Origin of the sequence: Nostocoides sp. HKS02 (assembly GCF_009707485.1) — a bacterium.
In the GTDB taxonomy this organism is placed as follows: Bacteria; Actinomycetota; Actinomycetes; order Actinomycetales; family Dermatophilaceae; genus Pedococcus.
Genome location: NZ_CP046121.1, coordinates 2,012,967 through 2,037,931, shown reverse-complemented (window position 1 = coordinate 2,037,931; position 24,965 = coordinate 2,012,967). Strand labels below are relative to the sequence as shown.

Annotated in this window: 23 protein-coding genes and 1 pseudogene; 15 read left to right on the top strand and 9 right to left on the bottom strand. The window is 72.9% G+C overall.

What is annotated here, in order from left to right:
• Positions 1-162 precede the first annotated feature (162 nt).
• Together GKE56_RS09680 and GKE56_RS09675 are read right to left on the bottom strand one after the other, a co-directional pair.
• Positions 163-387 carry a DUF3107 domain-containing protein gene (locus tag GKE56_RS09680; RefSeq protein WP_154684371.1) on the bottom strand — a complete coding sequence of 75 codons (225 nt, stop codon included), beginning with the start codon at positions 385-387 and terminating at the stop codon, positions 163-165.
• Between the two features lie 64 nt (positions 388-451).
• Positions 452-1,114 (bottom strand): TetR/AcrR family transcriptional regulator, encoded by a 663-nt coding sequence (locus GKE56_RS09675; RefSeq protein ID WP_154684370.1) that lies wholly within the window; start codon positions 1,112-1,114, stop codon positions 452-454.
• A gap of 86 nt (positions 1,115-1,200) precedes the next feature.
• Between GKE56_RS09675 and moeB the strand changes: the two genes are divergently transcribed.
• From moeB to GKE56_RS09655, 4 genes are all read left to right on the top strand, one after another.
• Positions 1,201-2,424 (top strand): molybdopterin-synthase adenylyltransferase MoeB, encoded by a 1,224-nt coding sequence (gene moeB, locus GKE56_RS09670; protein WP_154684369.1) that lies wholly within the window; start codon positions 1,201-1,203, stop codon positions 2,422-2,424.
• A 6-nt stretch (positions 2,425-2,430) separates the two neighbouring features.
• Complete coding sequence (locus GKE56_RS09665) at positions 2,431-2,778, top strand: MGMT family protein (protein ID WP_154684368.1); 348 nt, start codon at positions 2,431-2,433, stop codon at positions 2,776-2,778.
• Positions 2,779-2,866: 88 nt separating this feature from the next.
• Positions 2,867-6,016, top strand: a complete 3,150-nt coding sequence (locus GKE56_RS09660; RefSeq protein WP_154684367.1) for an ATP-dependent DNA helicase — start codon at positions 2,867-2,869, stop codon at positions 6,014-6,016.
• Positions 5,956-9,411: an ATP-dependent DNA helicase gene (locus GKE56_RS09655; protein WP_230208875.1), complete on the top strand. Its 3,456-nt coding sequence runs from the start codon at positions 5,956-5,958 to the stop codon at positions 9,409-9,411. The genes GKE56_RS09660 and GKE56_RS09655 overlap by 61 nt, the downstream gene beginning before the upstream one ends.
• Positions 9,412-9,419: 8 nt before the next feature.
• Here GKE56_RS09655 and GKE56_RS09650 read toward each other — a convergent pair whose 3' ends face one another.
• On the bottom strand, positions 9,420-10,658 hold the full coding sequence (locus GKE56_RS09650; RefSeq protein WP_230208874.1) for a macrolide 2'-phosphotransferase: 1,239 nt from the start codon (positions 10,656-10,658) through the stop codon (positions 9,420-9,422).
• A 41-nt stretch (positions 10,659-10,699) separates the two neighbouring features.
• On the opposite strand from GKE56_RS09650, the gene nudC reads away from it, so the two are divergent.
• Complete coding sequence (gene nudC, locus GKE56_RS09645) at positions 10,700-11,644, top strand: NAD(+) diphosphatase (RefSeq protein WP_154684366.1); 945 nt, start codon at positions 10,700-10,702, stop codon at positions 11,642-11,644.
• 6 nt (positions 11,645-11,650) lie between these two features.
• Here the strand turns inward: nudC and GKE56_RS09640 are convergent, their stop codons facing one another.
• On the bottom strand, positions 11,651-11,920 hold the full coding sequence (locus GKE56_RS09640) for a mycoredoxin (protein ID WP_154684365.1): 270 nt from the start codon (positions 11,918-11,920) through the stop codon (positions 11,651-11,653).
• A 101-nt stretch (positions 11,921-12,021) separates the two neighbouring features.
• Here GKE56_RS09640 and GKE56_RS09635 point away from each other — a divergent pair, with 101 nt between their 5' ends.
• The 6 genes and pseudogenes from GKE56_RS09635 (at position 12,022) to GKE56_RS09615 (ending at position 16,550) form a co-directional block, all read left to right on the top strand.
• Entirely contained in the window at positions 12,022-12,462 is a 441-nt protein-coding gene (locus tag GKE56_RS09635; RefSeq protein WP_154684364.1) for a PPOX class F420-dependent oxidoreductase, read from the top strand.
• A 73-nt stretch (positions 12,463-12,535) separates the two neighbouring features.
• Positions 12,536-14,714, top strand: a pseudogene (locus GKE56_RS09630) (ATP-dependent DNA helicase UvrD2).
• A gap of 146 nt (positions 14,715-14,860) precedes the next feature.
• On the top strand, positions 14,861-15,091 hold the full coding sequence (locus tag GKE56_RS09625; protein ID WP_154684363.1) for a hypothetical protein: 231 nt from the start codon (positions 14,861-14,863) through the stop codon (positions 15,089-15,091).
• A 260-nt stretch (positions 15,092-15,351) separates the two neighbouring features.
• On the top strand, positions 15,352-15,639 hold the full coding sequence (locus GKE56_RS09620) for a WhiB family transcriptional regulator (protein ID WP_154684362.1): 288 nt from the start codon (positions 15,352-15,354) through the stop codon (positions 15,637-15,639).
• Between the two features lie 59 nt (positions 15,640-15,698).
• Positions 15,699-15,830: a hypothetical protein gene (locus tag GKE56_RS17845; RefSeq protein ID WP_255424962.1), complete on the top strand. Its 132-nt coding sequence runs from the start codon at positions 15,699-15,701 to the stop codon at positions 15,828-15,830.
• 108 nt (positions 15,831-15,938) lie between these two features.
• Positions 15,939-16,550 (top strand): HhH-GPD-type base excision DNA repair protein, encoded by a 612-nt coding sequence (locus GKE56_RS09615; protein ID WP_154684361.1) that lies wholly within the window; start codon positions 15,939-15,941, stop codon positions 16,548-16,550.
• Positions 16,551-16,754: 204 nt separating this feature from the next.
• Here GKE56_RS09615 and GKE56_RS09605 read toward each other — a convergent pair whose 3' ends face one another.
• The 3 genes from GKE56_RS09605 to GKE56_RS16890 form a co-directional block, all read right to left on the bottom strand.
• A complete protein-coding gene (locus GKE56_RS09605; RefSeq protein WP_370518494.1) occupies positions 16,755-17,924 on the bottom strand; it encodes an ABC1 kinase family protein in 1,170 nt (389 codons plus the stop codon).
• A 165-nt stretch (positions 17,925-18,089) separates the two neighbouring features.
• Entirely contained in the window at positions 18,090-19,052 is a 963-nt protein-coding gene (locus GKE56_RS09600; protein WP_154684359.1) for a hypothetical protein, read from the bottom strand.
• Positions 19,053-19,198: 146 nt separating this feature from the next.
• Positions 19,199-19,357 (bottom strand): DUF5679 domain-containing protein, encoded by a 159-nt coding sequence (locus GKE56_RS16890; RefSeq protein ID WP_195908071.1) that lies wholly within the window; start codon positions 19,355-19,357, stop codon positions 19,199-19,201.
• A 287-nt stretch (positions 19,358-19,644) separates the two neighbouring features.
• On the opposite strand from GKE56_RS16890, the gene GKE56_RS09595 reads away from it, so the two are divergent.
• A complete protein-coding gene (locus GKE56_RS09595) occupies positions 19,645-20,211 on the top strand; it encodes a M48 family metallopeptidase (RefSeq protein ID WP_230208873.1) in 567 nt (188 codons plus the stop codon).
• 4 nt (positions 20,212-20,215) lie between these two features.
• Here the strand turns inward: GKE56_RS09595 and GKE56_RS09590 are convergent, their stop codons facing one another.
• Complete coding sequence (locus GKE56_RS09590; RefSeq protein ID WP_230208872.1) at positions 20,216-20,809, bottom strand: NUDIX hydrolase; 594 nt, start codon at positions 20,807-20,809, stop codon at positions 20,216-20,218.
• Positions 20,806-22,215: a zinc-dependent metalloprotease gene (locus GKE56_RS09585; RefSeq protein ID WP_370518371.1), complete on the bottom strand. Its 1,410-nt coding sequence runs from the start codon at positions 22,213-22,215 to the stop codon at positions 20,806-20,808. Before GKE56_RS09585 ends, GKE56_RS09590 begins: the two co-directional genes overlap by 4 nt.
• Before the next feature lie 61 nt (positions 22,216-22,276).
• Between GKE56_RS09585 and GKE56_RS09580 the strand changes: the two genes are divergently transcribed.
• Genes GKE56_RS09580 through GKE56_RS09570 form a run of 3 tightly spaced genes read left to right on the top strand, consistent with a single transcriptional unit; the run spans position 22,277 to position 24,965 of the window.
• Positions 22,277-23,398, top strand: coding sequence for an NAD-dependent epimerase/dehydratase family protein (locus GKE56_RS09580; RefSeq protein ID WP_154684358.1), 1,122 nt, complete (start codon positions 22,277-22,279; stop codon positions 23,396-23,398).
• Positions 23,395-23,862: a molybdenum cofactor biosynthesis protein MoaE gene (locus tag GKE56_RS09575; protein ID WP_230208871.1), complete on the top strand. Its 468-nt coding sequence runs from the start codon at positions 23,395-23,397 to the stop codon at positions 23,860-23,862. The genes GKE56_RS09580 and GKE56_RS09575 overlap by 4 nt, the downstream gene beginning before the upstream one ends.
• Entirely contained in the window at positions 23,859-24,965 is a 1,107-nt protein-coding gene (locus GKE56_RS09570; protein ID WP_230208870.1) for a PDZ domain-containing protein, read from the top strand. Before GKE56_RS09575 ends, GKE56_RS09570 begins: the two co-directional genes overlap by 4 nt.

Below are 24,965 nucleotides of genomic sequence, written 5' to 3'. Positions count from 1 at the left end.
ACCGGCCCGGACGACCTCACTCAACACGCTTTTGTTCCTCAGTGCACGCTCAGCCGCCACTCAGGATGGTCACGGTGTGACAACAACCCGGGCGCCGGCCTCGACACCCACCCGGCAACAAACGCGCAGGTCAGCCGGGTTGAGAAGGGCTGGACAGCGTCCTCAGATGTTGCCGAACCCGACGCCGCGCTTCTCGGTCTCACCGAGCTGGACGTAGCCGAGGACGCCGGCCGGGACGAGGAGCTGGCGGCCCTTCTCGCCGGTCAGCGTGAGCGCGGTGCCGTTCTCGACGGCGGCGCTGACGGCCTTGACGACCTCGTCGGCGCTCGCGTCGGTCTCGAACGTGATCTCGCGAGCGACGTTCTGCACGCCGATCTTGACCTCCACGGTGGTACCTCTCTGTTCGGGTGGCCGCGCGGCATACGGGCGCGCGCGGGTGTCTCGCTGAAGGCTAACGAGCGGGGTCCTGGGAACCTTCCCCGCCCACCTTGGGGAACGAGCCCAGCCCACGCCACGCCAGCGCGCCGACGAGCCGGGCCGCCTCGTCCTTGGGGACCTCGGAGCCCTGGGCGAGCCAGTGCCGGGCGCTGACCTGCGCGAGCCCGGTCAGGGCCATGCCGAGCAGGGAGGCGTCCTCGTCGGTGAGCCCGGTGTCCTCGGCGATGACCTCGGCGACCGCCTCGGCACAGACCAGGCCAACGGCGTCGAGCCGGTTGCGGACTGCGGACTCGTTGGTGAGGTCGGACTCGAAGATCAGCCGGAACGCCGCACCGTCCCGCGAGACGAAGTCGAAGTACGCGTTGATCGCGGCGTACACCCGCTCCTTGTTGTCGTGGGTCGACTCGAGGGCCTCGCGGACGAGCTTCTCGAGCCCCTCGCTGTGCTTGTCGAGCAGCGCGAGGTAGAGCTCGAGCTTGCCGGGGAAGTGCTGGTACAGCACGGGTTTGGACACCCCCGCGCGCTCGGCGATGTCGTCCATCGCGGCCGCGTGGTAGCCGGACTCGACGAACGCCGCCTGCGCCGCCTCCAGGAGCTGGGCGCGGCGGGCGGAGCGCGGCATGCGCTGCCCGGGCTGCTTGGCGTCGGTGCGCGGGTCTGCGGTGCGGAGCGCCATGGGGCCTCTCAGTTCGTTCGTCGGCGTTCGGTGGTCGGCCTGACTGCGGTGTCGTTGCCATCGTACGGGTGAGTAACGTGACTCACATGGCCATCCCGCCGCTTGTCGCCCCCGGGCCTGCGCTCACGGCGCCGCAGAAGGCGCGCTACGCCCGCCACATCCTGCTGCCCCAGATCGGTCTCGAGGGCCAGCGTCGGCTGGTCAACGCGCGGGTGCTGGTGGTCGGCGCTGGCGGGTTGGGCTCACCGGCCCTGCTGTACCTCGCCGCTGCCGGGGTGGGCACGATCGGCGTCGTCGACGACGACGTGGTGGACGCGTCCAACCTGCAGCGCCAGGTGGTGCACGGGGTGGCCGACGTGGGGCGGCTCAAGACCGAGTCCGCGGCCGAGACGGTGGCCGGCATCAACCCGCTCGTGACCGTCGTGCGCCACGACGTGCGACTCACGTCGGCCAACGCGCTGGAGATCCTCGCCGACTACGACGTGGTCCTCGACGGCGCCGACAACTTCGCCACCCGCTACCTCGTCAACGACGCGTGCGTCCTGCTCGGGCTGCCGCACGTCTGGGGGTCGATCTACCGGTTCGACGGGCAGGTGTCGGTGTGGTTCGCGGGGGTGGGGCCCTGCTACCGCTGCGTGTTCCCGGACCCACCGCCGCCCGACGCCGTCCCCTCCTGCGCCACCGGCGGCGTCCTCGGGGTGCTCTGCGCCGCCATCGGCTCGGTGCAGGTGGCCGAGGCCATCAAGCTCATCACCGGCCAGGGTGACCCGCTGGTCGGGCGCCTGCTCGTGCACGACTCGCTGCGACAGACGTGGGACTCGCTGACCGTGCGGGCCGACCCGGCCTGCCGGGTGTGCGGTGAGTCGCCGACGGTCACGACCTTGGTCGACTACGACGAGTTCTGCGGTATGCCGGGTGCCTCCGACGCTGCGTCCGCCACCGCCGGTGGCGTCGACGTCACCGGCGGCACCGGCTTCGCCGAGGTGACGGCGGTCGAACTCGCGTCGATGCTGGCGGCCCGCGACCGGGGAGAGGCCGAGTTCGAGCTGGTCGACGTACGCGAGCCGGGGGAGCGCGAGGTCGTCTCGATTCCGGGGGCGCGCGCCATCCACCTCGAGGAGTTCCGGTCGGGGGCAGCCGCAGCCGCGCTGCCGCGCGGCATACCTGTCGTCCTGCACTGCAAGTCCGGGGTTCGGTCGGCCGAGGCCGCGGGACTGCTGGCCGCGACCGGGCGCCAGGACGTCTCCAACCTCGCCGGCGGCGTGCTGGCGTGGGTGCGCGACGTCGACCCCAGCCTCCCGACCTACTGAGGGCCCATGGTGAGCGACGGGCGGGACTTCGGGCTGCCGAGCGACTTCGCCGACGACGTGCTGGAGGTCGTCGACCAGATCCCCGAGGGGATGGTCATGACGTACGGCGACATCGCCGAGCTCCTCGGGCGTGGCGGCCCCCGCGGGGTCGGCACGGTCATGGCGCGGTACGGCTCCGACGTGCCGTGGTGGCGGGTCCTCCGGGCGGGGGGCCACTTCCCGCAGGGACTCGAGGACGAGGCGTTGGCGCACTACCGCGAGGAGGGTACGCCGCTGGTCCGCGGGCAGGTCGACGGCCGCCGGGTCGACCTCGCGCGCGCCCGCTGGTCCGGCGCGGCGCGGCCGGGGAGCTGATGCGCGCGGCAGCCATCGGTGGCGCCGGCGTCGCCTGCCCGGCAGGTCGGCCGTGCCGATGTCGGTCCGTGGTGATGGAATCGGCCCCGTGCTGATCCTCCGCCGTGCCCCGAGCGTGGTGGCCGACGTGCCGCCGCTCGACGAGGTCCAGCAGGCCGCGCTCGCCCACCGCGGCGGCGTCCTGCGGGTCCTCGGGGGCCCGGGCACGGGCAAGACGACCACGGCCATCGAGCTGGTCGTCGCCCGGGTCGAGTCGGGCGCGGCCAGACCCGACCAGTGCCTCGTGCTCACGTCCTCGCGCACGGCCGCGGGGTCGCTGCGCGAGCGCGTGACGGCCCGCCTCGGCCGCACCTCCACCGAGCCGCTGGCCCGCACCCACCAGGCCTTCGGGTTCGGCATCCTGCGCCAGGCCGCCGCCCTGCGCGGCGACCCGACGCCGCGGTTGCTCAGCGGGCCCGAGCAGGACGTCATCCTGCGCGAGCTGCTCGCGGGCCATGCCGAGCTCGGCACGGGCCCTGTCTGGCCCGAGCGCGTGCGGCTGGCGCTCGGCACCCGGGGCTTCCGCGGCGAGCTGCGCGACCTGCTGATGCGCGCCGTCGAGCACGATCTGGAGCCCGACGACCTGCGCCGGCTCGGCGCCCAGTACGGCCGCCCGGAGTGGGAGGCTGCGGCCGACGTGCTCGCCGAGTACGACCAGGTGACGGCGCTCTCGGCGCCCGGCGCCTACGACCCGGCCTGGATCCTCGGCGCCGCGGCCGACCTGCTCGACGAGGAGCCCGAGGCCCTTGCCCGCCTGCACGACAGCCTGCGGCTCATCGTCATCGACGATGCCCAGGAGCTCACGGCGGCTGGGGTGCGCCTGCTGCGCCGAGTGGTCGCGCCGGGTATCGACATGGTGCTCCTCGGCGACCCGGATGCGGCGGTGCAGACCTTCCGCGGGGCGGATCCCCGCTTCCTCGCCGACGGCTGGCACACCCTCGGCGACGGACCCACCCTCGTGCTCCCGACCGCATACCGGCTCCCGGCCGCTGTGGTCGAGGCGACCGCGCGGCTGACGCCCAAGATCGCGGCGCTCGGCGGTGGTGCGCAGCGTCAGGCCCAGCCCGGTCGCCCCGGCGGCACCGTCGAGGTGATGCTGCTGCGGGCCGTCAGCCAGGAGGCGTCGACCATCGCTGCCCGGCTGCGGGCGGCCCACCTGCGCGACGGTATGCCGTGGTCCGACATGGCGGTGATCGTGCGCGGGCAGGGTCGGACCGCCACACTGCGGCGGGTGCTCATGGCAGCCGGCGTCCCGGTGGCAGGCAACGCGACCGACCTGCCGGTGCGTGACGAGGTGGCGGTCCGCCCGCTGCTGGCGCTGCTGCGGATGACCCTCGAGCTGGCCCAGGGCGAGCGCGAGCTGCTTGACCCCCAGGTCGCCGTCGACGCCCTCACCTCGCCGCTCGGGGGGTGCGACGCCGTCACCCTGCGACGGCTGCGTCGGGCGTTGCGTCGCGAGGAGCTCGACGCGGGTGGCGGTCGCACGAGCGACGAGCTGCTCGCCGAGGCGCTGGTCCGCCCGGCCACGCTCCTCGAGCTCGGCCCCGAGGCGGGCCCGGCCCGACGGGTCGCGGCGATCCTGGCCGCGGGCCTGCGGGCCGCTGCGGTCGGTGAGGGCGGCCCCAGCGGCCGCTGGGCACCCGGGGTGACTGCCGAGTCGGTGCTGTGGCAGATGTGGTCGGCGACCGGCCTGGCCAAGGAGTGGCAGGGGATCGCGCTCGCCGGCGGGCACGGCGCCAGCCGGGCCGACCGCGACCTCGACGCCGTGGTCGGGCTGTTCGACGCCGCCGCCAAGTTCGCCGACCGGCTGCCGCAGGCCGGCCCCGAGGAGTTCCTCACCCACATCGAGAGCCAGGACATCCCGGGCGACACGCTGGTCGCCCGGTCACCGGTCGGCGAGTCGGTCACCGTGCTGACCCCGCAGGCAGCCGCCGGCCGCGAGTGGCGGCTGGTGGCCGTCGCCGGAGTGCAGGAGGGCGTCTGGCCAGACCTGCGCCTGCGCGGCTCGCTGCTCGGCTCCGAGGCCCTGGTCAACCGAGTGTCCGGCCGGCCGACCAACTTCCGCGGGGCGCAGGCGGCGGTGCGTTACGACGAGACCCGGTCCTTCCTGGTGGCTCTCACCCGGGCTCGCGAGCACGTCATGGTCACGGCGGTCCGCAGCGACGACGAGCAGCCGTCCGTCTACCTCGATGTCCTCGATCCCGAGCCCACGAACGTCGCCGACGACGGCTCGCGGGGCTTCGACACGGTGCCCGAGACGCTCACCCTGCCGGCGGTCGTCGCCCAGCAGCGCCGGCTGCTCCTGTCCCCCTCTGCGAAGGTCCGCCGCGAGTCCGTCCGCGCCTTGGTCCGCCTCGCCGATGCTGGCGTCGACGGCGCCGACCCCGACCGGTGGTGGGTGATGCGGACGCTGACCGACGACCGCCCGCTGCGTGAGGGGGATGCCGTGGTGCGGGTCTCCCCGAGCAGGGTCGACAACTTCCAGAAGTGCGGGCTCAAGTGGCTGCTGACCTCGGTCGGTGGCGACGGCCCGTCGATCGGTGCGGCCGACGTCGGCACGCTGGTCCACCAGATCGCGCACGACCTCGGCGACGCCCCGGCGCCGGACCTTGCGGCCGAGGTGGACCGGCGGTGGGGTCGGCTCGGCATGCGTGACGGCTGGATCTCCGACCGCAAGCGCGCCGAGGCGCGCGACATGACCCGCCGACTCGCCGCCTACTTCGACCTCGCGCGAGACCGGGGCTGGGTCAAGCTCGGTGCCGAGGTGGACCTGCGGGTCGTCCTGGGTCGGGCCGAGATCAAGGGCTCGATCGACCGCCTCGAGCGACTTCCCGACGGCCGGCTGCGGGTGGTCGACTACAAGACCGGCAGCGGCCGGGTGACCAAGGCCGACCTGCCCACGCACCCGCAGCTCGGCGTCTACCAGCTGGGGGTCGATGCCGGAGCCCTGGCCGAGTTCGGCACCGAGTCCGGTGGCGCCGCCCTGCTGCAGCTGGGAGCCGCCGCCAACCAGGGCGTCACGCTCAACGAACAACCCCCGCTCACCGAGGCCGAGCACCCCTCGTGGGCGGCCGAGCTCGTCGCGCGGACGGCCGAGGGCATGGCGGGGGCCACCTTCACCGCCACCGTCAACGACCTGTGCTCGACCTGCCCGGTGCGGTCCTGCTGCCCGGCCTGGCCCGAGGGGCGCGTCCTGTGAGCCAGCTGCTCGGCGCGGCCGAGATCGCCAAGCGGCTCGACAAGCCGCCGCCGACACCGCAACAGACCGCCGTCATCGAGGCGCCGCTCGAGCCGATGCTCGTCGTCGCCGGGGCCGGCTCCGGCAAGACCGAGACGATGGCCGGCCGGGTGGTCTGGCTCGTCGTCAACGGCCTCGTCGACGCCGACCAGGTGCTGGGCCTGACCTTCACCCGCAAGGCGGCTACCGAGCTGGCCCACCGGATCAACTCCCAGCTGCGGCACGCTCGCCTCGAGGGACTGTGGACCCCGGCGAGCGACGACGGCAGCGGCGCCGAGACCCTCGGGGGCACGGTCACCGTCTCGACCTACCACTCGTATGCCGGCCGGCTGGTGCGCGAGCACGCGCTGCGCCTCGGTTACGAGGGCGACTCGCGGCTGCTCTCCGAGGCGGCCGCGTGGCAGTACGCCTCGGAGGTCGTCGATGCCTACGACGGACCGATGGGCGAGGTCACCAACAAGGAGTCGACGGTCAAGGCCGCCGTCGTCGACTTCGCCGGCGAGCTGGCCGAGCACCTGCGCACCCCGGGTGAGGTCACGGCATACCTCGACGAGGTCGTCGCCCGGATCGACTCCCTCCCGGCGGGCACGAACCGCGGCGGCATGCCCGCGGGCGTCAAGGAGCTACGGGCGACCCTGCGGGCCAAGGCCGCGGTCATGCCGATCGTGGAGGAGTACCTCGCCCTGAAGAAGCGCCGCGACGCGATGGACTTCGCCGACCAGATGGCCCTCGCGGCGCGGCTGGCCCGGGACTTCGACGACATCGGCGAGATCGAGCGCGCGCGGTTCAAGGCGGTGCTGCTCGACGAGTTCCAGGACACCTCCGAGGCCCAGCTCGAGCTGTTGCGGGCGCTCTTCGTGGCCCCGGGCGTCCCGGTCCCGGTCACCGCGGTCGGCGACCCCAACCAGTCCATCTACGGCTGGCGTGGGGCGAGTGCCACGACGCTCAAGAACTTCCCGAGGCTGTTCCCCCAGGACGGCGTGCCCGCCGCCGAGAGTCCGCTGTCGACGAGCTGGCGCAACGACCGGGCCATCCTCGAGGTCGCCAATGCCGTCGCCGAGCCGCTCCGCGACGACCCGAGGATCACGGTCCTCGAGCTCAGCCCGCGCGCCGACGCCGGGCGAGGCGTCGTCGACGTGGCGCGGGTCGAGACCATCGAGGACGAGGCTGCCCTGGTGGCCGACTGGGTGGCCGGCCACCGCAAGGCCGGGGTCGCGCGGTCGTTCGCCGTGCTGTGCCGCAAGCGCTCGCAGTTCGGGCCGGTCATCGCGGCCCTCGAGCACGCCGACCTGCCCTACGAGGTCGTCGGCCTCGGTGGGCTGCTGATCACGCCCGAGGTGCAGGACGTCGTCGCCCTCCTGCACGCGGTTAACGACCCGACCCGGGGTGACCAGCTGATGCGGCTGCTCACCGGGCCACTGTGCCGCCTCGGTCCGGCCGACCTCGACGGGCTGGCCGCCTGGGCGCGCGAGCAGCAGCGCCTCCGGCTCGGCCTGCCCGCCGCGCCGGCCGAGGCCGACCTCGACGACGACGGCCCCGGCGTCGACCTGGGGGCCGAGCCGGGGGCTGTGGCCAGGCCGACGGACCAGGCCCCCGACAGCGCCGAGAACGCCAGCATCGTCGAAGCCATCGATGCCCTGCCCCGACCCGGCTGGGTCAGCTACGACGGCAAGCGGATCGGACCCACCGCCCGGGAGCGGCTGGCCGAGCTGGGCGCCACCATCCGCGGGCTGCGCGGGTTGACGTCGCTCCCGCTGGCCGACCTGGTGGGCGAGGCGGAGCGCGCGCTCGGTCTCGACATCGAGGTGCTGACCCGGCCCGAGTACGACTCGACGGAGTCCGCCCGAGCGCACCTCGACGCCTTCGCCGACGTGGCGGCCGGCTTCTCGGTCAGTGCCGACCGCCCGACCCTCGGTGGCTTCCTCGCCTGGCTCGCCGCGGCACTGAAGGAGGAACGCGGCCTCGACAAGGGGTACATCGAGACCGCGGCCGACGGCTCCGTCCAGGTGCTGACGGTGCACGCGGCCAAGGGACTCGAGTGGGACGTCGTCGCGGTGCCTGGGCTGACCGAGGCGTCCTTCCCCGCGCACGCCCAGAGCCAGAGCAGCCACGACGGCAGCGACTGGGTCGTCAGGACGCCGTCCGACAAGGCCTGGACCGGCGGGCTGTCGCAGGCGGGCATCCCGTTCGGCCTGCGTGGCGACCGCGAGGGGCTGCCCGTCCTCGACTGGCAGACGGCCCCCGACCTGAAGGATCTCGAGGACCGCGTCAAGGCGTTCCGTCTCGATGCCGGCGAGTACGGCGTCGTCGAGGAGCGCCGGCTGGCGTACGTCGCGTTCACCCGGGCCCGCAAGGCGATGCTGCTCACGGCTCCGATCTGGGCCGACGCGACGACCCCACGGGTCACCTCGCGGTTCCTGATGCAGGTCGTCGACCCCGACGCGGCGCTGCCCATCACGGTCCGGGAGTGGGCGCCGATGCCCGACCCCGACCCCCACGGCAAGGCGCTCAGTCCGCGCGCCCAGGACGGCGAAGCCCATCTGTGGCCCGGTGACCCGCTGCGCGACCGCCGCGCCGTGGTGACCGAGGGCGCGGCCGCGGTGCGCGCCGCCCTGGCGTCGTATGCCGCCGGGTCGGGTGCGATGGAGCAGCCGGCCTTCCCTGTGCCCGGCACCGCCCTTAGCCAGAGCGACGAGATCGACCTGCTGCTCGAGGAGCGGCGCCGACTGGCCGAGCGGGGCGACGTCACCGTGCTGATGCCTCGTCACCTGTCGGCGTCGGCAGTGGTCTCCCTGGCCCAGGACCCGGTGCGGTTCGCCACGGCCCTGCGCCGTCCGATGCCCGAAGCCCCGGCGCTGGCCGCGCGGCGTGGGACGGCGTTCCACGCCTGGGTGGAGCAGCACTTCGCCCGGGCGGCGATGGTCGACGTCCTCGACCTGCCCGGCAGCGCCGACGACGATCCTGCCGACGACGCCGAGCTGCCCGCGATGAAGCAGCGGTTCCTGGCCAGCGAGTGGGCGCACCGCACACCGGCCGAGATCGAGATCGCCCTCGAGACCGTCATCGACGGGATTGCGGTCCGTGGGCGGATCGACGCGGTGTTCGCCCGCCCGCCCGCCGACGGTGGCGGCTTCACCATCGTCGACTGGAAGACCGGCGCCAAGCCCACCGGCGAGCTGGCGCGCACCCGGTCGCTGCAGCTGGCGGCATACCGGGTGGCGTTCGCGCGGTTGCGCGGGCTGGACCCCGCGATGGTCGACGGCGCGTTCTACTACGCGGGCACCGGTGAGACGGTGCGCCCCGAGCTGCCCGACGAGCAGGAGCTCGCCGACCTGCTGCGCTCAGTGCCCGACTAGCTGCCCGACTATCTGCCTGAGCGGTCGCTCGGGGAGAAGCCCGGCTCGAACTCCGGCCCGGGGTCCTCGCCCCCGATCGGCTCGGGTTCCCTGAGGGTCGAGGACGGTTCGGGGGCCGGCTCCGAGGGTGGTTCCGGGACCGGGTCCGAGGGTGGCTCCGCGACCGGCTCCGACGTCTTGGCAAACATCACCTCGACGTCGTCCTGCTCGACCTCGTGGTCGTCCTCGTCGTCCTCCACCACGTCGGGCGGCACGAGCACCGGCGCCTTGCGGCGCGCCGGGGCCATCACCGGACGGGTGTAGTCGCTGGCCGCCTCCTGCTCGGCGTGCACGCGGTCGTCGAGACGCCGCAGCGCGATGGCCTGGCGCGCGATGAACACGTCCTCACCCCGGGCCACCGCGGTCAGCAGCTCGGTGAGCGAGCGCATCTCGGCCGACAGCTTGGCCCGGTCGAGCAGGTGCTCGTCGGGTCGCTCGCTGCGTGCGTGGGCATAGGCCTCCATCACCGTCTCGAGCGCGTCGGGCGAGGTCTGGGTGGCCAGGGCGAAGAAGTCGTCGGCGGGATCGGCGACCTTGGCGTCCTCCCAGCCCGTGATGCCCCTGACCCGGCCCGTGGTGGCGTCGTCCTCGTCGTCGAACACCACGAGCACCTGGTCGCCGGTGAGGTCACCGTGGGTCGGGGTCGGCGCGAACCGCCACCACGAGACGTCCTCGAGGGCCTTCTCCCAGCGGCTCAGCAACCCGGTGGGCACGTGACCGGTCGCCGCGGCCCGGTCGAGCTCACTGAGCCGACGGGTGCGGTAGGTGTCGGCGTCGTAGGCCGGCAGGCCCGCCTCGTCGAAGAGCGCGTGGTCGGCGTTGTGCAACGCTGCGATGGCCCGGCCCAGCTCTGCGGCCAGCCCCGGGCCTGCGGGCAGCCCCGCGAAGTCGATGTTCTGGCCGGGCAGGTACGGGTAGACCGCCGCCCGCCCGCCGTCCTTGAGGGCGGTGAACCCGCGGGGGGTCGGCACCTGGAACGGAAGCCGGCGGGAGAGCAGCCCCAACAGCCCGAAGGTCGACTCCATCTGGGCCGACGCGGCCTGGCTGCGCGGCACCCGCACCACCCACCGTCGGTGCTGGGTGTCCTGGACGAAGGCCACGTCGTACTGGTGGTCGGGGGTGCCGGGGAGGGCTTCGACGCTCGCGGGGTCGAGTCCCGGCACGGCGGCGCTCGCGATCGCTGCGAGAAAGAGGGGGCTGCGGTCCACACCGCCACCGTATGCCGAACAGCCACGCCTAGGGTGGAGGCGTGGGCCGCCTGTTGGAAACTCTGCCGAATCTGTCCCTCGCCCGTCCGGGGCTCGACCGGCGGGCCGAGCGTCGGCTCGACCCGGATCTCGTGACCGAGCTGCTCGGCGACGAGGGCACCCGAGTGGTGCAGCTCCACGGGGACCGTGCCGAGGTGGTCGCCGGGGAGGACGGGTTCCGGCTGGCTGTGCGGTCCCCGACGACCCAGGACGGTGCCGGGCTCGTGCTCTTCCTCGGGCAGGACGGCGACGGCACGGCATACCTCGCTGTGGCGGGACCACCCGTCGAGGACGCCGACGAGCCCCCGCAGGACGCGCGTGAGCCGCACGAGCCGCAGCTGCGGACCTTGCGACAGGTGGGCGCCGACCTCGGCGACCGCGACGCCGGGCTCTTCGCCACCGCTCTCGCCCTCGCGAACTGGCACGCCGCGCACACCCACTGCCCGCGGTGTGGCGCGCCGACGGAGCCGGCCCAGGCCGGGTGGCTGCGGCGGTGCACGCGCGACGGCAGCGACCACTACCCGCGTACCGACGTGGCGATCATCGTCTCGGTGGTCGACGACCAGGACCGGATCCTGCTGGCGCGGGGTGCGGGCTGGGGCGAGGGGCGGTTCTCCGTGCTCGCCGGGTTCCTCGAGCCGGGCGAGAGCCTGGCCGCCGCGGTGGCCCGCGAGGTGCGCGAGGAGGTCGGGCTCGAGGTGCGCGACGTGCAGTACCTCGGGGACCAGCCGTGGCCGTTCCCCAGCTCGCTGATGGTCGGCTTCACGGCCCGGGCGAGCGGCGCGGACCTGCGCCTTCAGGAGGCCGAGATCGCCGAGGCGCGCTGGTTCACGCGCGAGGAGTACCGCGCCGTGCTGGCCTCAGGCCGCGTTGGTGCCTCGACCCGGCTGTCGATCGCCCGGCGCCTCATCGAGCGCTGGCTCGGCCACGGGCTCGACGAGACCTAGCCGACGTCAGGACGCGAGGCGCTTCTTGACCTCGTTGATCGAGGGGTTGGTCGCGGCGGAGCCGTCGGGGAAGAGCAGCGTCGGCACGGTCTGGTTGCCGCCGTTGACGTCCATGACGAACTTCACCGCCTCGGGCTCGTCCTCGATGTTCACCTCGGTAAAGGTGATGCCCTCACGACCCATCTGGGCCTTGAGCCGGTTGCAGTAGCCGCACCAGGAGGTCGTGAACATGGTGACGGAGCCGGGGGCCGGGGCCTTGGTCGCGGTGTTCGGCATGATCTCTCTTCGGGTCGACGGCGTGTTGCACTGCTCACAACACCCGGGTTGGCGGCGATCTTCCCCTGCGCGGGTGTGATCTCGGTGACCATGATGGGCCCATGCCCACGAAGACTCCGCTCGACCCCCGCCTCCTCGCCCTGGCCGCGGGCCGCAACCTCGGCACCCTGGCCGCGCTCAAGAAGGACGGTCGACCCCAGCTGTCGATGGTCAACTTCGCACTCGACCAGGCGACCGCCACGGTGCGCGTGTCCGTGGTCGACGGGCGCGCGAAGGTCGCGAACCTGCTCCGCGACCCCCGCGCCTCGCTCCTGGTCACCTCGCCCGACGGCTGGTCGTATGCCGTGCTCGAGGGCGACGCGGAGCTCTCACCGGTGGCGGCAGCCCGCGACGACGCGACCGTCGACGAGCTCGTCGAGCTGTACCGGACGATCCGCGGTGAGGATCACCCGGACTGGGACGACTACCGCCGCGCGATGGTCGAGGACCACCGCCGGATCCTGCGGGTCCATGTCACCCGCGTGTACGGCCTCACGCCGTGACCGGTCCGCCTCCGGCGCAGCCGGGTCCCCCTCGCGCTGGGCGCCGTCGGTCCCGTCTGACAGGATCGCCGCGATGGCCACCCAGCTCCGCGGCATACCCGTGCACGCCTCCGCCGACGACGTCCTCGCCGCGCTCGACCCCGAGCAGCGCGAGGTTGCCGCGCACCCGTTGGGGCCGATGTGCGTGCTGGCAGGGGCCGGCACCGGCAAGACCCGCGCGATCACCCACCGCATCGCCTACGGCGTGCACTCCGGCGCCTACCAGCCCCAGCGCGTGCTCGCGGTCACCTTCACGGCGCGAGCGGCGGGCGAGATGCGCACCCGGTTGCGCGACCTGGGCGTCCCCGGGGTGCAGGCCCGCACCTTCCACGCGGCGGCCCTGCGCCAGCTGCACTTCTTCTGGCCGCAGGCGGTCGGCGGTGCGGCGCCCGAGGTCATGAGCCACAAGGCGTCGGCGGTCGCCCAGGCCGCGGCGTCGCTACGGCTCGACTTCGCCCGTGACCGCACGGCCATCCGGGACCTCGCCGCCGAGGTCGAGTGGGCCAAGGTCTCCATGCTCACCCCGGAGACGTATGCCGCGGGAGCCCGGGCCGCGCGCCGAGAGCCACCGGGGCTCGACGTCACGGCCATGGCCCGGGTGCTCGAGGCCTACGAGCAGGTCAAGACCCAGCGCGGGGTCATCGACTTCGAGGACGTCCTGCTGTTGACGGTGGGCATCCTCGCCGACCGCGACGACATCGCCCGGGTCGTGCGCGGGCAGTACCGCCACTTCGTCGTCGACGAGTACCAGGACGTCAACGCCCTCCAGCAGCGACTGCTCGACCTGTGGGTCGGCGAGCGCGACGACGTGTGCGTGGTGGGCGACCCCGCGCAGACGATCTACTCCTTCACCGGGGCCAGCCCCCGCCACCTGCTCGAGTTCGCCACCCGGCACCCCACCTCGCGGGTCGTCCGGCTGGTGCGCAACTACCGCTCGACCTCGCCGATCGTGAACCTCGCCAACCTCATCGTCAGGGGGCCGTCGGGGGCGCTACGGGGCCACGCCGTGCAGCTCCAGGCCCAGGTGGGCGACGGGCCGACCCCCGCCCTGAGCGCCCACCCCGACGACCCCGCCGAGGCGGCGGCCATCGCTGGTGAGGTCGCCGAGCGGATGGCCGCCGGCGTCGCCCCGGCGCAGATGGCCATCCTGTTCCGCACCAACGGGCAGTCCGAGGCGTTCGAGTCGGCCCTGGCCGAGCGCGACATCCCTTACCTCGTGCGTGGGGGAGAGCGCTTCTTCTCCCGCAGCGAGGTCCGTGACGCGGTGCTGCTGATGAGGGGGGCTGCCCGCTCCGACGACGGCAGCATCGCGTTGCCAGACCTGGTCCGCGACGTGCTGCTGGGCGCGGGCTGGACCCGTGAGGCGCCGACCTCGGGCGGTGCGGCGCGCGAGCGCTGGGAGTCCCTCGCCGCGCTCGCCGCGTTGTCCGACGACCTGGTGGCGGCCAACGCCCAGGCCCGCCTGCCCGACTTCGTCCGCGAGCTCGACGAGCGTGCCGCCGCACAGCACGCCCCCCGCGGTGCAGGGCGTGACGCTCGCGTCCCTGCACGCCGCCAAGGGTCTGGAGTGGGACGTCGTGTTCCTCGCCGGCTGTTCCGACGGCTACCTCCCGATCGCCATGGCCGACACCCCCGAGGCCATCGAGGAAGAGCGCCGCCTCACCTATGTCGGCGTGACGCGCGCCCGACGCGAGCTGCGGCTGTCCTGGTCCGGCGCCCGCACGCCCGGGGCCCGCGCGACCCGTCGCCCGTCGCGCTTCCTCGACGGGGCGGCGAGCATCCTCGGCGAGGGCGCCCGGTCCGCGCCGAAGAACACCTCCGGTGGCCGGCGTGGCGCCAAGCCGCTCAAGCCCGCGTTGCCGGCGCACTGTCGCGGGTGCGGCGCCGAGCTCACCACCGCGGCGCAGCGCAAGACCGGGCGCTGCGCGGACTGCCCGCCCGCCTACGACGAGGCGACCTTCGAGAAGCTCCGCGCCTGGCGGCTGGCGGTGTCCCGCGAGGCGAGTGTGCCGGCATACGTCGTCTTCACCGACGCCACCCTCACCGCCATCGCCGAGCGCGAACCCCGCTCCGACGGCGAGCTCGCGCAGATCTCCGGTGTGGGCGTTCGCAAGCTCGGTCTCTACGGCAGCCAGGTACTGTCCCTGCTCGGTGGCGCGACCCTCGACGAGGTGCTCGAAACCCCTTCTGACGCAACGGAATCCAGCGACTGACGCGGAGTTCACCGTTCCGTGACACGAAATCTCGATAAATGCGTTGCCGCCGTTACACCTGCTGCCCTACCCTTGACGAACGCCCAGCCCGCCGGTCGTTCGCGACCGGTTGGGGCCCACGAGACGCTGAAGGAGGGTTGGTCCTGATGGAGAACACGACGATGACGATTGACGCGACGCACCTGTCCCGCGTCCGTTCCGTGTGCCCCGAGGCCGGCCGAGTCCTCCTCGCAGGCAACCGTGGATGGGTCAACGGGACCACTGTGTCCAGCGCCCTCGTCCCGATGATCGCCGATGCCCAGGTTCCGACGTACGTCGACGGTTTCGGCACCACCAAGGATCTCGCGTTCCGCCCCTTCGGAGAGCCACCTGTCTAGGCCACCAGCCAGCAGGCCCTCTCCAAGGCCGCGGAACCCGACATCCGGGATCCGCGGCCTTTCTGTTTGTCCAGACAGATTTCTTCCGCACCACCACGGCAGGAAGAAGCACCACCACAGATGAACCAGCACGACAGCACCGAAGAGCACGACAGCACCGAAGAGAACGGGCCGGCCCCCCACCGGGGACCCACCGGCCAGACAGCAACCCAGCAGACCGCCACCACCGTGGCGGGACGACGAGAGGGAGGTGACACCCGATGCAGTTGAGCGCAGTCCACGACCTGTTCGAGCAGGCCGAGATCGCAGGCGCCGGCATCCCGTGTCGAGACAACGACGCCGAGATGTGGTTCGCCGAGAGCCCGGCCGACGTCGAGTTCGCCAAGTCGCTGTGCCGCACGTGCCCGGCGGTCCGTGCCTGCCTCGCAGGCGCCATCGACCGTGCCGAGCCGTGGGGCGTGTGGGGCGGGGAGCTCTTCGTCCAGGGGGCGATCGTGGCGCGCAAGCGCCCGCGTGGCCGCCCGCGCAAGAACCCGGTCGCCGCATGACGACCGCGATGACCACACCGACTCCAGATGTCCAGACCTCATCCCTCAGGAGCCCCACGATGTTCCAGGCCTTGTACGCCGACCTGGCGCGCGCCCATCGCCGGCGCCGCCAACGGGAGTACCAGCGCCAGCTCGAGGCGCGGGCGCAGCACGAGATGCTGCACGCCCTGCCTCGCATGCTGGCCCGGTGACCCCGTCGCCCGAACCCGCCGGGACCCCCGCTCTGGGGCCGTCCCGGCGGGTTCTTCATGTCCCGCACGTTCTTCATGTCCCGCAACGGCATGGCTAGGCTGGCGACCATGTCGACCCGGATCCGCATCGCTCAGGACGACGCCGCCGACGAGGTGCTGAGCAACGACCCGTTCGCGCTGCTCGTCGGCATGCTGCTCGACCAGCAGTACCCGATGGAGCACGCCTTCCGGGGCCCGTGGAAGATCCTCGATCGCTTCGGCACGCTGGCCCCTGACGCGATCGCGGCGGCCGAGCCCGAGGCGTTCGCCGACCTGTGCTCCACCCCGCCGGCGATCCACCGCTACGGCCGCTCGATGGCCGGCCGCGTGCAGCAGCTCGCGGCCGTGGTGCGCGACCAGTACGACGGCCACGCCGAGCGGGTGTGGACCGGCGCCACCGACAGTGCCGACCTGCTCGCGCGGCTGCGCGACCTGCCCGGCTTCGGTGACCAGAAGGCGCGCATCTTCGCTGCGCTGGTGGGCAAGCGCCTCGGCGTGCGACCCGCGGGGTGGCAGGAGGCGATCGGCCCGTATGCCGAGGACGGCTCCTACCGTTCGGTGGCGGACGTCGTCGACGCCGAGTCCCTCGCGAAGGTGCGCGAGTTCAAGCAGGCGGCCAAGGCCCAGGCGAAGGCCAAGGCCGCGGCGGCAACGAGCTCAGCTTCGGGAGCCAAGGCCTGACATGCCTGACGCGCAGGCTGAGGCATCCCCGGTGTGTGCCTCGTGCGGTGCGGTCGCGCCGACCGCGACCCTGGCAGGGGTGACCTGGACCCGCGGCACCGAGAACGGGCGCGAGGTCTGGACCTGCGAACGGTGCAGCCGCGAACACCTGCGCAGCATCGAGGGCAAGCTCGACTCGGCCTGGTGGTGAGCCAGCCCGGCTGGTCAGGCGACTGGCGGCGGCAGGTGACGCAGCTGCATACCGGGCAGGTGGTCCACGACGATCTGCCGAGCGGGCACGGTGCCACCGAGCTGGCAGAGCACCCCGATGCCGCCGAGCCAGACCCGGTGGATCAGCAGGTATGACGGCGGGAGGTTGAGCTTCATGCCGACGAGGAACTCGGGCCGGCGGACGTCGTTGATGTGAGCGGCGACGCTGCGCAGCCAGGGCCGACTGAACGTGAAGGTCTCGTGGCTGAGGGGTTCGATGAAGGGCTGGAGGTACTCGAGCAGGGCCTCGGCGTCGAGGGACATGGTCGGCTTGATGAAGCCCTCGGTGCGCAGCCCGAGCTCGAGCTCGGCGGCTTCACCGCAGAGGGCAGCCGCGACGAGCGAGCCCATGGCCGGCGGCAGCCCTGACGGCAGGCGGTTCACCGCGCCGTAGTCGATGACCCCGAGACGCCCGTCATCGAGCAGACGGAAGTTGCCCGGGTGCGGGTCGGCGTGCAGCAGCCCGGCCCGGGCAGGTCCGACGAGCAGGAACTCCATGTAGCGCCGGGAGGCGGCGTCGCGTTGCTGGGGCGTGCCCGACGTGACGATCTGGGACAGCGGGGTGCCGTCCATCCACTCCGAGACGATGACGTGCTCGCTGGTGGCGAGCACGTCGGGCACGGCGAAGTGCGCGTCGCCGCGGAACACCTTGGCGAACCGGCGCTGGTTGGCCGCCTCGAGCGTGTAGTCGAGCTCCTCGGCCATGCGCGACTTGAGCTCGTCGGTGATCGGCTTGATGTCCATGCCGGGGATCCAGCCGCCGGCGATCCGGGCCACGCGGGCGAGCTGGTTGAGGTCGGACAGCAACGCCTTGCCGGCGCCGGGGTACTGGATCTTGACCGCGACCTCGCGCCCGTCTCGCCAGACGGCCCGGTGCACCTGACCGATCGAGGCCGCGGCCGCGGGCGTGTCGTCGAACGACTGGAACTTCGCGGTGCGCCATCGTGGGCCGAGCTCCTCGGCGAGGACCCGGTGGACCGTGGCGGCCGGCAGCGCGGGCGCGGCCTCCTGGAGCTTGGTCAAGGTGGCGCGGTACGGCGCCGCAAGGTCCTCGGGGAGCGCGGCCTCCATGACCGACATCGCCTGGCCGAACTTCATCGCGCCACCCTTGAGCTCGCCAAGCACCTTGAACAAGCTGCTCGGCGGTACGCGCCTGGAGCTCGGCCGCGACCGCCTCGGCGGGCTTGCCCCCGACCCGCTTGCCGAACCCCATGGCGGTACGCCCGGCGAAGCCGAGGGGCAGGCTGGCCAGTCGCGCCGTGCGGGCCACGGCCCGGCGGGGGAGTTCGCTCACCCAGCCATTCTCGCCTGCCCGGGATCGTCCGCGTCGGCAGGGCGGTCCGACACGTCGTCCGCGGCGCACGAACAGCGCGGATGGACCACCCACTGACGCTGCCGGACTCCGGGCCACGGCAGCGCCACCTCGAGTGAGCGACCGCTGGGCACCGGCTGCCCGTCGAGGGCGGCGAGCGCCACCATGGTGGCCAGCGCCGCGGTCACCGCGACCAGCGAGGTCTCGCCGCCCACCTCCGGGCCCCGTCCGACGGCGGGCCGGGTGAGCTGGCCCGCGAGCAGGGGCCACGCGGTGTCGAGGTCTGCTCGGGTGAGGTCCAGGCAGCGCAGGCACGGAGTGCCCGCAGCGACGAGCGGCCCCACGACCGCCTCCACGAGGTGCATCACCACCGGCAGGACGGGTATGCCGCGGCGGCGCCACGACTCGGCCGCCCCCGGTCCGATCGCCTGGGCTGCGGTGAGGACGACGAGCGCGGGTTCAGCGGGCTCGCTGTGCTGACCGGGCTGCTCGTCAGCGGTTTCAGGTCCGACCCGGACCTGCCCCACGCCCGCGCGACGCAGCAGGGTCGCGGCGGCCATCGGCAGCGCGCCCCGACCGCAGACGAGGACGAGTGAGTCGCGTCGCCGTGCCAACGCGTCATACCCCTGTCGGGGACCGGCCGTGCGCACGAGTGCGTCCGCCTCGGGAGCCAGGGCCGCCCGGAGCCCGACCGGCAGGTCGCCGGTGTCGGCGGTGTCGGCGAGCAGGCCGCGGCGCTGCAACGAGGAGACCAGGCCGGGGCTCTCGGCGAGCACGGCAGGGAGCTCGCGCGTGCCGTCGAGGGACTCCAGCGCCACGATCTGGGCCTCATTCAGCCCGCACAGGACCACGGCGTGCGTGGGGTCGATGCCGAGCTGGACCTCGCCGGATCCGCGGCGCAGGACGGGCCAGAGGCACTTGAGCAGCGGGCGTATCGTCACCCGCGCCAATCTGGCACAGCCGGCCCGGGGCCAGGCCCCGTCGTCCACAGGGTCTGCAGGCGGGGACCGGGCCGGGACCGGAAACGCCGAGAGGGGCGGACCCGGCCAGTCGGCCGGGTCCGCCCCTCTCGATGGGGGGGCCTGGGTCAGGCCTTGCCGAGGATGCGGTTGAGGTTGGTGCCACACACGGGGCAGACGCCCTTGGCCATGCGACGACCGTTCGTCTCCACGACGCGGCCCTCGGCCTCGCGCTTCTCCTTGCACTTCACGCAGTAGAACTCGCCCTTGTAGGTCTCGTCAGCCATCGAAATGTCTCCTTGTTGTTCACGGCACAGGGTGCGCCGGTGGACTTCGGCCAACTTAGACCATGCTGAGCACAAAATCGCGCAAGGGGGCGTGTCTGCCGTGCTCAGGAGGGCCCCTCTAGACTCCGCCCGACCCGCACGGCAGCACCCTCTGCTTGCAGAGGTTGCTGCCGCCAGCCCACGGTGCAACGTGTACCCCGGGCAGGAAGGTCTGCAAGCAGAGCTTCGTGCAGGGGCACGGAGCGGGGTGCCGGGCGATGTCGGCCCGCTCGCTTATCGTGGTGAGCATGGGGACCACTGACATCGAGGTCAGGCGCAGCAGGCGGCGCCGTCGCACTGTGAGCGCCTACCGCGAGGGCAACCGCACGATCGTGCTCATCCCGGCCCGCTTCACCAAGGCCGAGGAGCAGCACTGGGTCGAGACGATGGTCGAGCGGCTGGCCAAGGGCGACCGCAAGCGACGCCCGAGCGACGCCCAGCTCAAGGCGCGCGCCGCCGAGCTGTCCCAGCGTCACCTGGGTGGCCTGGCCAAGCCGTCGAGCATCCGCTGGGTCACCAACCAGAACTCCCGCTGGGGCTCCTGCACCCCCGCCGACGGCACGATCCGCATCTCGACCCGGGTCAAAGGCATGCCGGCGTACGTCCTCGACTACGTCATCCTGCACGAGCTCGCCCACCTGGTGGCCCCCGGCCACGGTCCCGAGTTCTGGTCGTTGCTCACGAGCTACCCCCGCCTCGAGCGGGCGCGCGGCTATCTCGAGGGGGTGGCCGCGACGGCGGGACTCGAGCTGTCTGATGGCGCGGTCGAGGACGGGCTCGGGCAGGCGGCGCTCGACTTCGGTCCCAGCGACTGAGCCGTCAGGCGAGCACCCGTCGCGCCGCGTCGGCCAGGGGGCCGATCTCGGCACGACTCTCGGCCGGCAGGGCATCTACGGGCCACCAGGCCACGTCGAGCGACTCTGCGCTCACGGCATACGCGTCCTCGTCAGCGGCCACGGCGGCGTACCGCAGGTCCAGGTGCTCCGCGCACCTCCCGAAGCCCGCGGCGAGCAGCCGGTGTCGGTCGAGGTGGATGAGCTCCGGGTGAAGCACGAGCTCCGGCAGGCCGGACTCCTCGCGGGCCTCGCGGGTGGCGGCGGCGAGCACGGTCGGGTCGCCGGGCTCGAAATGGCCACCGAACTGCAACCAGAGCTCCGCCTTGGCGTGCAGGGTGAGCAGCACCTTGTCGAGCCCGCGGTTGAACACCAGGGTGCTGGCCGTCAGGTGAGCGGGTGGGCCCTGCTTCCACAGCGCGCCGGGGTGCTCGTCGCAGTGGGCCAGCAGCTCGCGGCGCAGCCGGTCCTGCGCGGCGCTGGGGGCGCGCCACCGGTCGAGGACGCGCCTCGCGTCCTCGCGCAGGGCGAGGTATGCCGCCGGCACGTCAGTGCGCAGGCTGGCTGGTGCGTCGCTCACGCGCCGTCCTCGCCCTCGCGCAGGATCTCGTCGAGGGCGACGTCGAGGTCGGAGGTGTCGGAGGTACCGGCTCGCTCGACGTACCCGAGCGGGTCGTCGAGGTCGGCGCTGGTCGGGGCCACGTCGGGATGTCCCCAGGCGGCATCGCGCCCCTGGGCGCCGTGGGCCGACTCGAGGGCGCCCCACAGGTTGGCGGCATCGCGCAGACGGCGGGGGCGCAGCTCGAGACCGACGAGACCGGCGAACGCCTTCTCGGCCGGCCCACCCGTGGCACGGCGGCGTCGCACGGCCTCGCCCAGCGCACCCGCCTGAGGCAGGTGGTCGCGGGTCGCCCGGTCGGTCACGACGTCGACCCAGCCCTCGACGAGCGCGAGGTAGGTCTCGAGGCGTCCGAGGGCAGCACGCTGCGAGGCGCTGGGCTCCGGGCGGAACAGCTGGTCCTGCAGGGCGGACTGGAGGGCCTCGGCGTTGGTCGGGTCGACCGACTGAAGAGCCGACTCGATGCGGTCGGTGTCGATGGTGATGTCGCGGGCGTAGTCGCGGACCGCGGCGACGAGCTGCGGCCCGATCCAGGGCACCTCGGAGAAGAGCCGGACGCGAGCCGCCTCGCGCACGGCGAGGTAGAGGCGGACCTGCTCGAGATCGATGCCCAAGCCGTCGGCGAAGGCTTCGATGTTCGCCGGCAGCAGGACGACGGACCGGTCCGCCACCAATGGCAGCCCCACCTCGGTTCCGCTGACGGTCTCGGCGGCCAGGGCGCCGACGGCTTGACCGACCTGGAGCCCGAACATCGATCCGCTCATCTTGGCGAGCATGGGCTCCATCTGGCCGATCAGGGCGGAGGCGTCGGTGCCGGGCGGCAGCATTCCCTCGGGGAGGGCGCCCTCGCCGAGCTGCTCGACCTGGGCGCGCATCGCATCGCCCACGGCCCGGCCCACGCCCTCGGCCACCGGCTCGACCAGCGTGCGCCACACCGGCATGCTCGCCTCGACCCACTCGGCCCGGCTCCACGCGTGGGTGGTGATGCCCGGCGCCTCGAAGGCCGTCACCTCGTCGAGCCACAGCTCGGCGACCTGGGCGGCCTGAGCCGTCTGGCGCGCAGCGGCCTCGCTCACGGTGGTGTCACCGGCGGCCGACACCGTCTTGCGCGCGGTGTCGGTGGCCAGGGCGACGTTGAAGGCTTCAGTGTCGGTGCTGGCGAACATCGCCTGCATCTGGCTGACCATCATCTGCATCATGGCGGGGTCGATGCGGTCGATGCCCATGTCCTTGAGAGCCTTGACCATCTCGGGGTCCACGGGGCCGCCCGTCAGGCGGGCCAGCATCGCCTCGATGTCGGACGGCAGACCGGACTCGTCGCCGGGGTCGCCGGCCGGCTGGGCGGGCGTGTTCGGGTGGTCGGGCACGACGGCTCCTCGGCAGTCCTGAGAGGATGGTTCTGACCAAGACAACCACGCGGAGGCCACAGTGAGTTCCCCTGCGAGCCCCCAGCGGCGCGCCGTTCGCTCGCGGCGTACTGCTGTCGACGTCGCCGTGGTGGGCGCGGGGGACCCCGCGAGCCGGGCGGTGCTGCGCGCGCTCGTGACCGCGGCGGCGCACGGCGAAATCGGCAGGGTCGTCGCGGTCGACGTGGACCGACCCCCGGTCGGAGGAGTCGAGTTCCGGCTCGCCGACCCGGGCGACCCCCACCTCGTGGACGCGCTGCGCGGCGTGCACAGCGCGGCATACGTCGCCGCCAGCACGGACCTGGCGGCCGACCTCGTCCTCGGCGCTCGCGTGCGCCGCGAGCGCAACCTGCGCCGCGCGCAGACCGTCATCACGGCCGCGGCGGCAGCCGGGGTCCGCCACCTCGTGGTGGTCACCGGAGCCCAGGTCTACGGCGCGCAGCCGGGCAACCCGGTGCCGCTCGACGAAGACGCACCCCTCCAGGCGCCCTCCGACGAGGGCCAGGTCGGCGACCTCATGGATGTCGAGCAGCTGATCGCGGTGGCGCGCGACGTCCACCCGGGCCTGGCCATCACGGCGGTACGTCCCGCGGCGCTCGTGGGCGAGGGCGTCGACACGGTCACGACCCGCCACTTCGAGGCTCCGCGCCTGCTCACCGTGCGCGGCGCCGCGTCGGCCTGGCAGTTCTGCCATGTCGACGACCTCGGTTCCTCGGTCGTGGTGGTGCTGGCCAGAGGGCTGGGGCCGGTTGTCACGGTCGGCTCCGAGGGTCACCTCGGCCAGAGCGACCTCGAGCGGCTGACGGGGATGCGTCGGGTGGAGCTGAGCATGGGGGCCGCGTTGGGAACCGCCGACCGTCTCCACCGCGTTGGAGTGCTGCCGGCTCCGGCCAGCGATCTCGCCTTCGTCGCCTTCCCCTGGGTGGTGTCCTCCCGGACCCTGCGCGAGCAGGGGTGGGCGCCTGCCTACGACAATGAGACCTGCCTCGGGGTCCTCCTGGACACCATCCGGGGTTCCCACGCGGTCGCGGCACGTCGCCTCGACCGCAAGGACGCCGCACTCGGGGCGGCCAGCGCCGCTGTCGCCCTCGTGGGTACGGCGGCCATCATGCGGCGACGCCGCAGGAAGGGCGGCACCCTGTGAGCCAGCCAGCGAACCCGGTCGGGTCCTCAGACCTGGGCGACGGACCCGAGGTCGTCCTCAGCGACGTCCGGTCCGAGCCACTCAGTGTCGACGAGGTGCTCGGGCTCGTGCGCCACCCGCGGTGCGGGGGGATCGCGCTGTTCGTGGGTGTCGTCCGCGACCACGACCACGGCGAGGCCGTGTCTGCGCTCGACTACTCCGCACACCCGAGCGTCGTCGACACGCTCGCAGAGGTATGCCGCGAGGTCGCCTCCCGGCACCCAGTCGCCCGCCTGGGCGCGGTCCACCGGGTGGGCCACCTCGAGATCGGCGACCTGGCCGTCGTCGCGGCGGTGTCGGCCCCCCACCGGGGCGAGGCGTTCGAGGCGTGTCGCGACCTCATCGACACGCTGAAGTCGCGGGTGCCGATCTGGAAGCACCAGCAGTTCACGGACGGCTCCGACGAGTGGGTCGGACTCCCGTGACCGAGGACATCCAGCACCAGCCGGTCATCTCACCCACGAACCCGGTCGACCCCCATGCGCTCACCCGGCGCTCCATCGTCGCGCTGGTGGCCTCGGTCGTCGTGATCATCCTGGCTGCGCTGTCGGTCATGGTCGGCCTGCCCTACGTCGTCCTCAAGCCCGGACCCATCGCCAACACCCTGGGCAAGCTGTCGGGCACCCAGCTCATCACCGTGTCGGGTGCTCCCACGTACCCCACCGACGGCGCCCTCGACTTCACGACGGTGCGCCTCGTCGGTGGGCCCGGGACGTCCGTGACGGTCTGGGACCTGCTCGCCGCGCGGCTGAGCTCCGAGGACGCCATCGAGCCGGTCGACCTCTACTTCCCCCAGGGCGTCACCGACAAGCAGGTCCAGGAGCAGAACACCGCGGAGATGGTCGACTCCCAGCAGGAGGCGATCGCCGTTGCGCTCAAGGCGACCGGCCACCAGGTCACCCCTCACCTGATCATCACCGATGTCGCGAAGGACGCCCCGTCCGCTTCGGTGCTGCGGGCCGGCGACGAGCTCGTCTCGATCGATGGCACGCCGGTCAGCTCCTCGGACACCGTGCGCACCCTCGTCGGGAGGCACCACGCTGGTGACTTCGTGCAGCTGCGCCTGATCCGGGGCGGGGTGCCCGTCACCGCCGCCGCGAAGACCCGGTCATCCGGCGGCCGCACCACGATCGGGGTCTTCCTGGGCATGCGGTTCACGTTCCCGTTCGACGTGAAGATCAACGCCGGCAGCATCGGCGGCCCTTCTGCCGGAACGATGTTCGCGCTCGGGATCTACGACCTGCTGACCCCGGGGCCACTCACCGGCGGTCAGAAGATCGCCGGCACCGGCACGATCGACTACACCGGCCAGGTCGGCCCCATCGGCGGCATCCGCCAGAAGCTTGCGGGCGCCCACGACGGCGGCGCCCACTGGTTCCTCGCGCCGGCCTCGAACTGCGACGAGGTCGTGGGCCACGTCCCCGACGGCCTGCGGGTCGTCAAGATCGCGACCTTCGACCAGGCCCGCAAGGCTGTGGAGGCCATTGCCGCGGGCCAGGCGTCCGGCCTGCCCACCTGCACCCACTAG

Bases quoted from the DNA above. Each gene is read 5' to 3' on its own strand.
- GKE56_RS09625 (WP_154684363.1), top strand. From the start codon at position 14,861: ATGGAGAACACGACGATGACGATTGACGCGACGCACCTGTCCCGCGTC.
- GKE56_RS09675 (WP_154684370.1), bottom strand. From the start codon at position 1,114: ATGGCGCTCCGCACCGCAGACCCGCGCACCGACGCCAAGCAGCCCGGG.
- GKE56_RS09595 (WP_230208873.1), top strand. From the start codon at position 19,645: ATGGGGACCACTGACATCGAGGTCAGGCGCAGCAGGCGGCGCCGTCGC.
- GKE56_RS09665 (WP_154684368.1), top strand. From the start codon at position 2,431: ATGGTGAGCGACGGGCGGGACTTCGGGCTGCCGAGCGACTTCGCCGAC.
- GKE56_RS09615 (WP_154684361.1), top strand. From the start codon at position 15,939: ATGTCGACCCGGATCCGCATCGCTCAGGACGACGCCGCCGACGAGGTG.
- GKE56_RS09635 (WP_154684364.1), top strand. From the start codon at position 12,022: ATGCCCACGAAGACTCCGCTCGACCCCCGCCTCCTCGCCCTGGCCGCG.
- moeB (WP_154684369.1), top strand. From the start codon at position 1,201: ATGGCCATCCCGCCGCTTGTCGCCCCCGGGCCTGCGCTCACGGCGCCG.
- GKE56_RS09640 (WP_154684365.1), bottom strand. From the start codon at position 11,920: ATGCCGAACACCGCGACCAAGGCCCCGGCCCCCGGCTCCGTCACCATG.
- GKE56_RS17845 (WP_255424962.1), top strand. From the start codon at position 15,699: ATGTTCCAGGCCTTGTACGCCGACCTGGCGCGCGCCCATCGCCGGCGC.
- GKE56_RS09620 (WP_154684362.1), top strand. From the start codon at position 15,352: ATGCAGTTGAGCGCAGTCCACGACCTGTTCGAGCAGGCCGAGATCGCA.
- GKE56_RS16890 (WP_195908071.1), bottom strand. From the start codon at position 19,357: ATGGCTGACGAGACCTACAAGGGCGAGTTCTACTGCGTGAAGTGCAAG.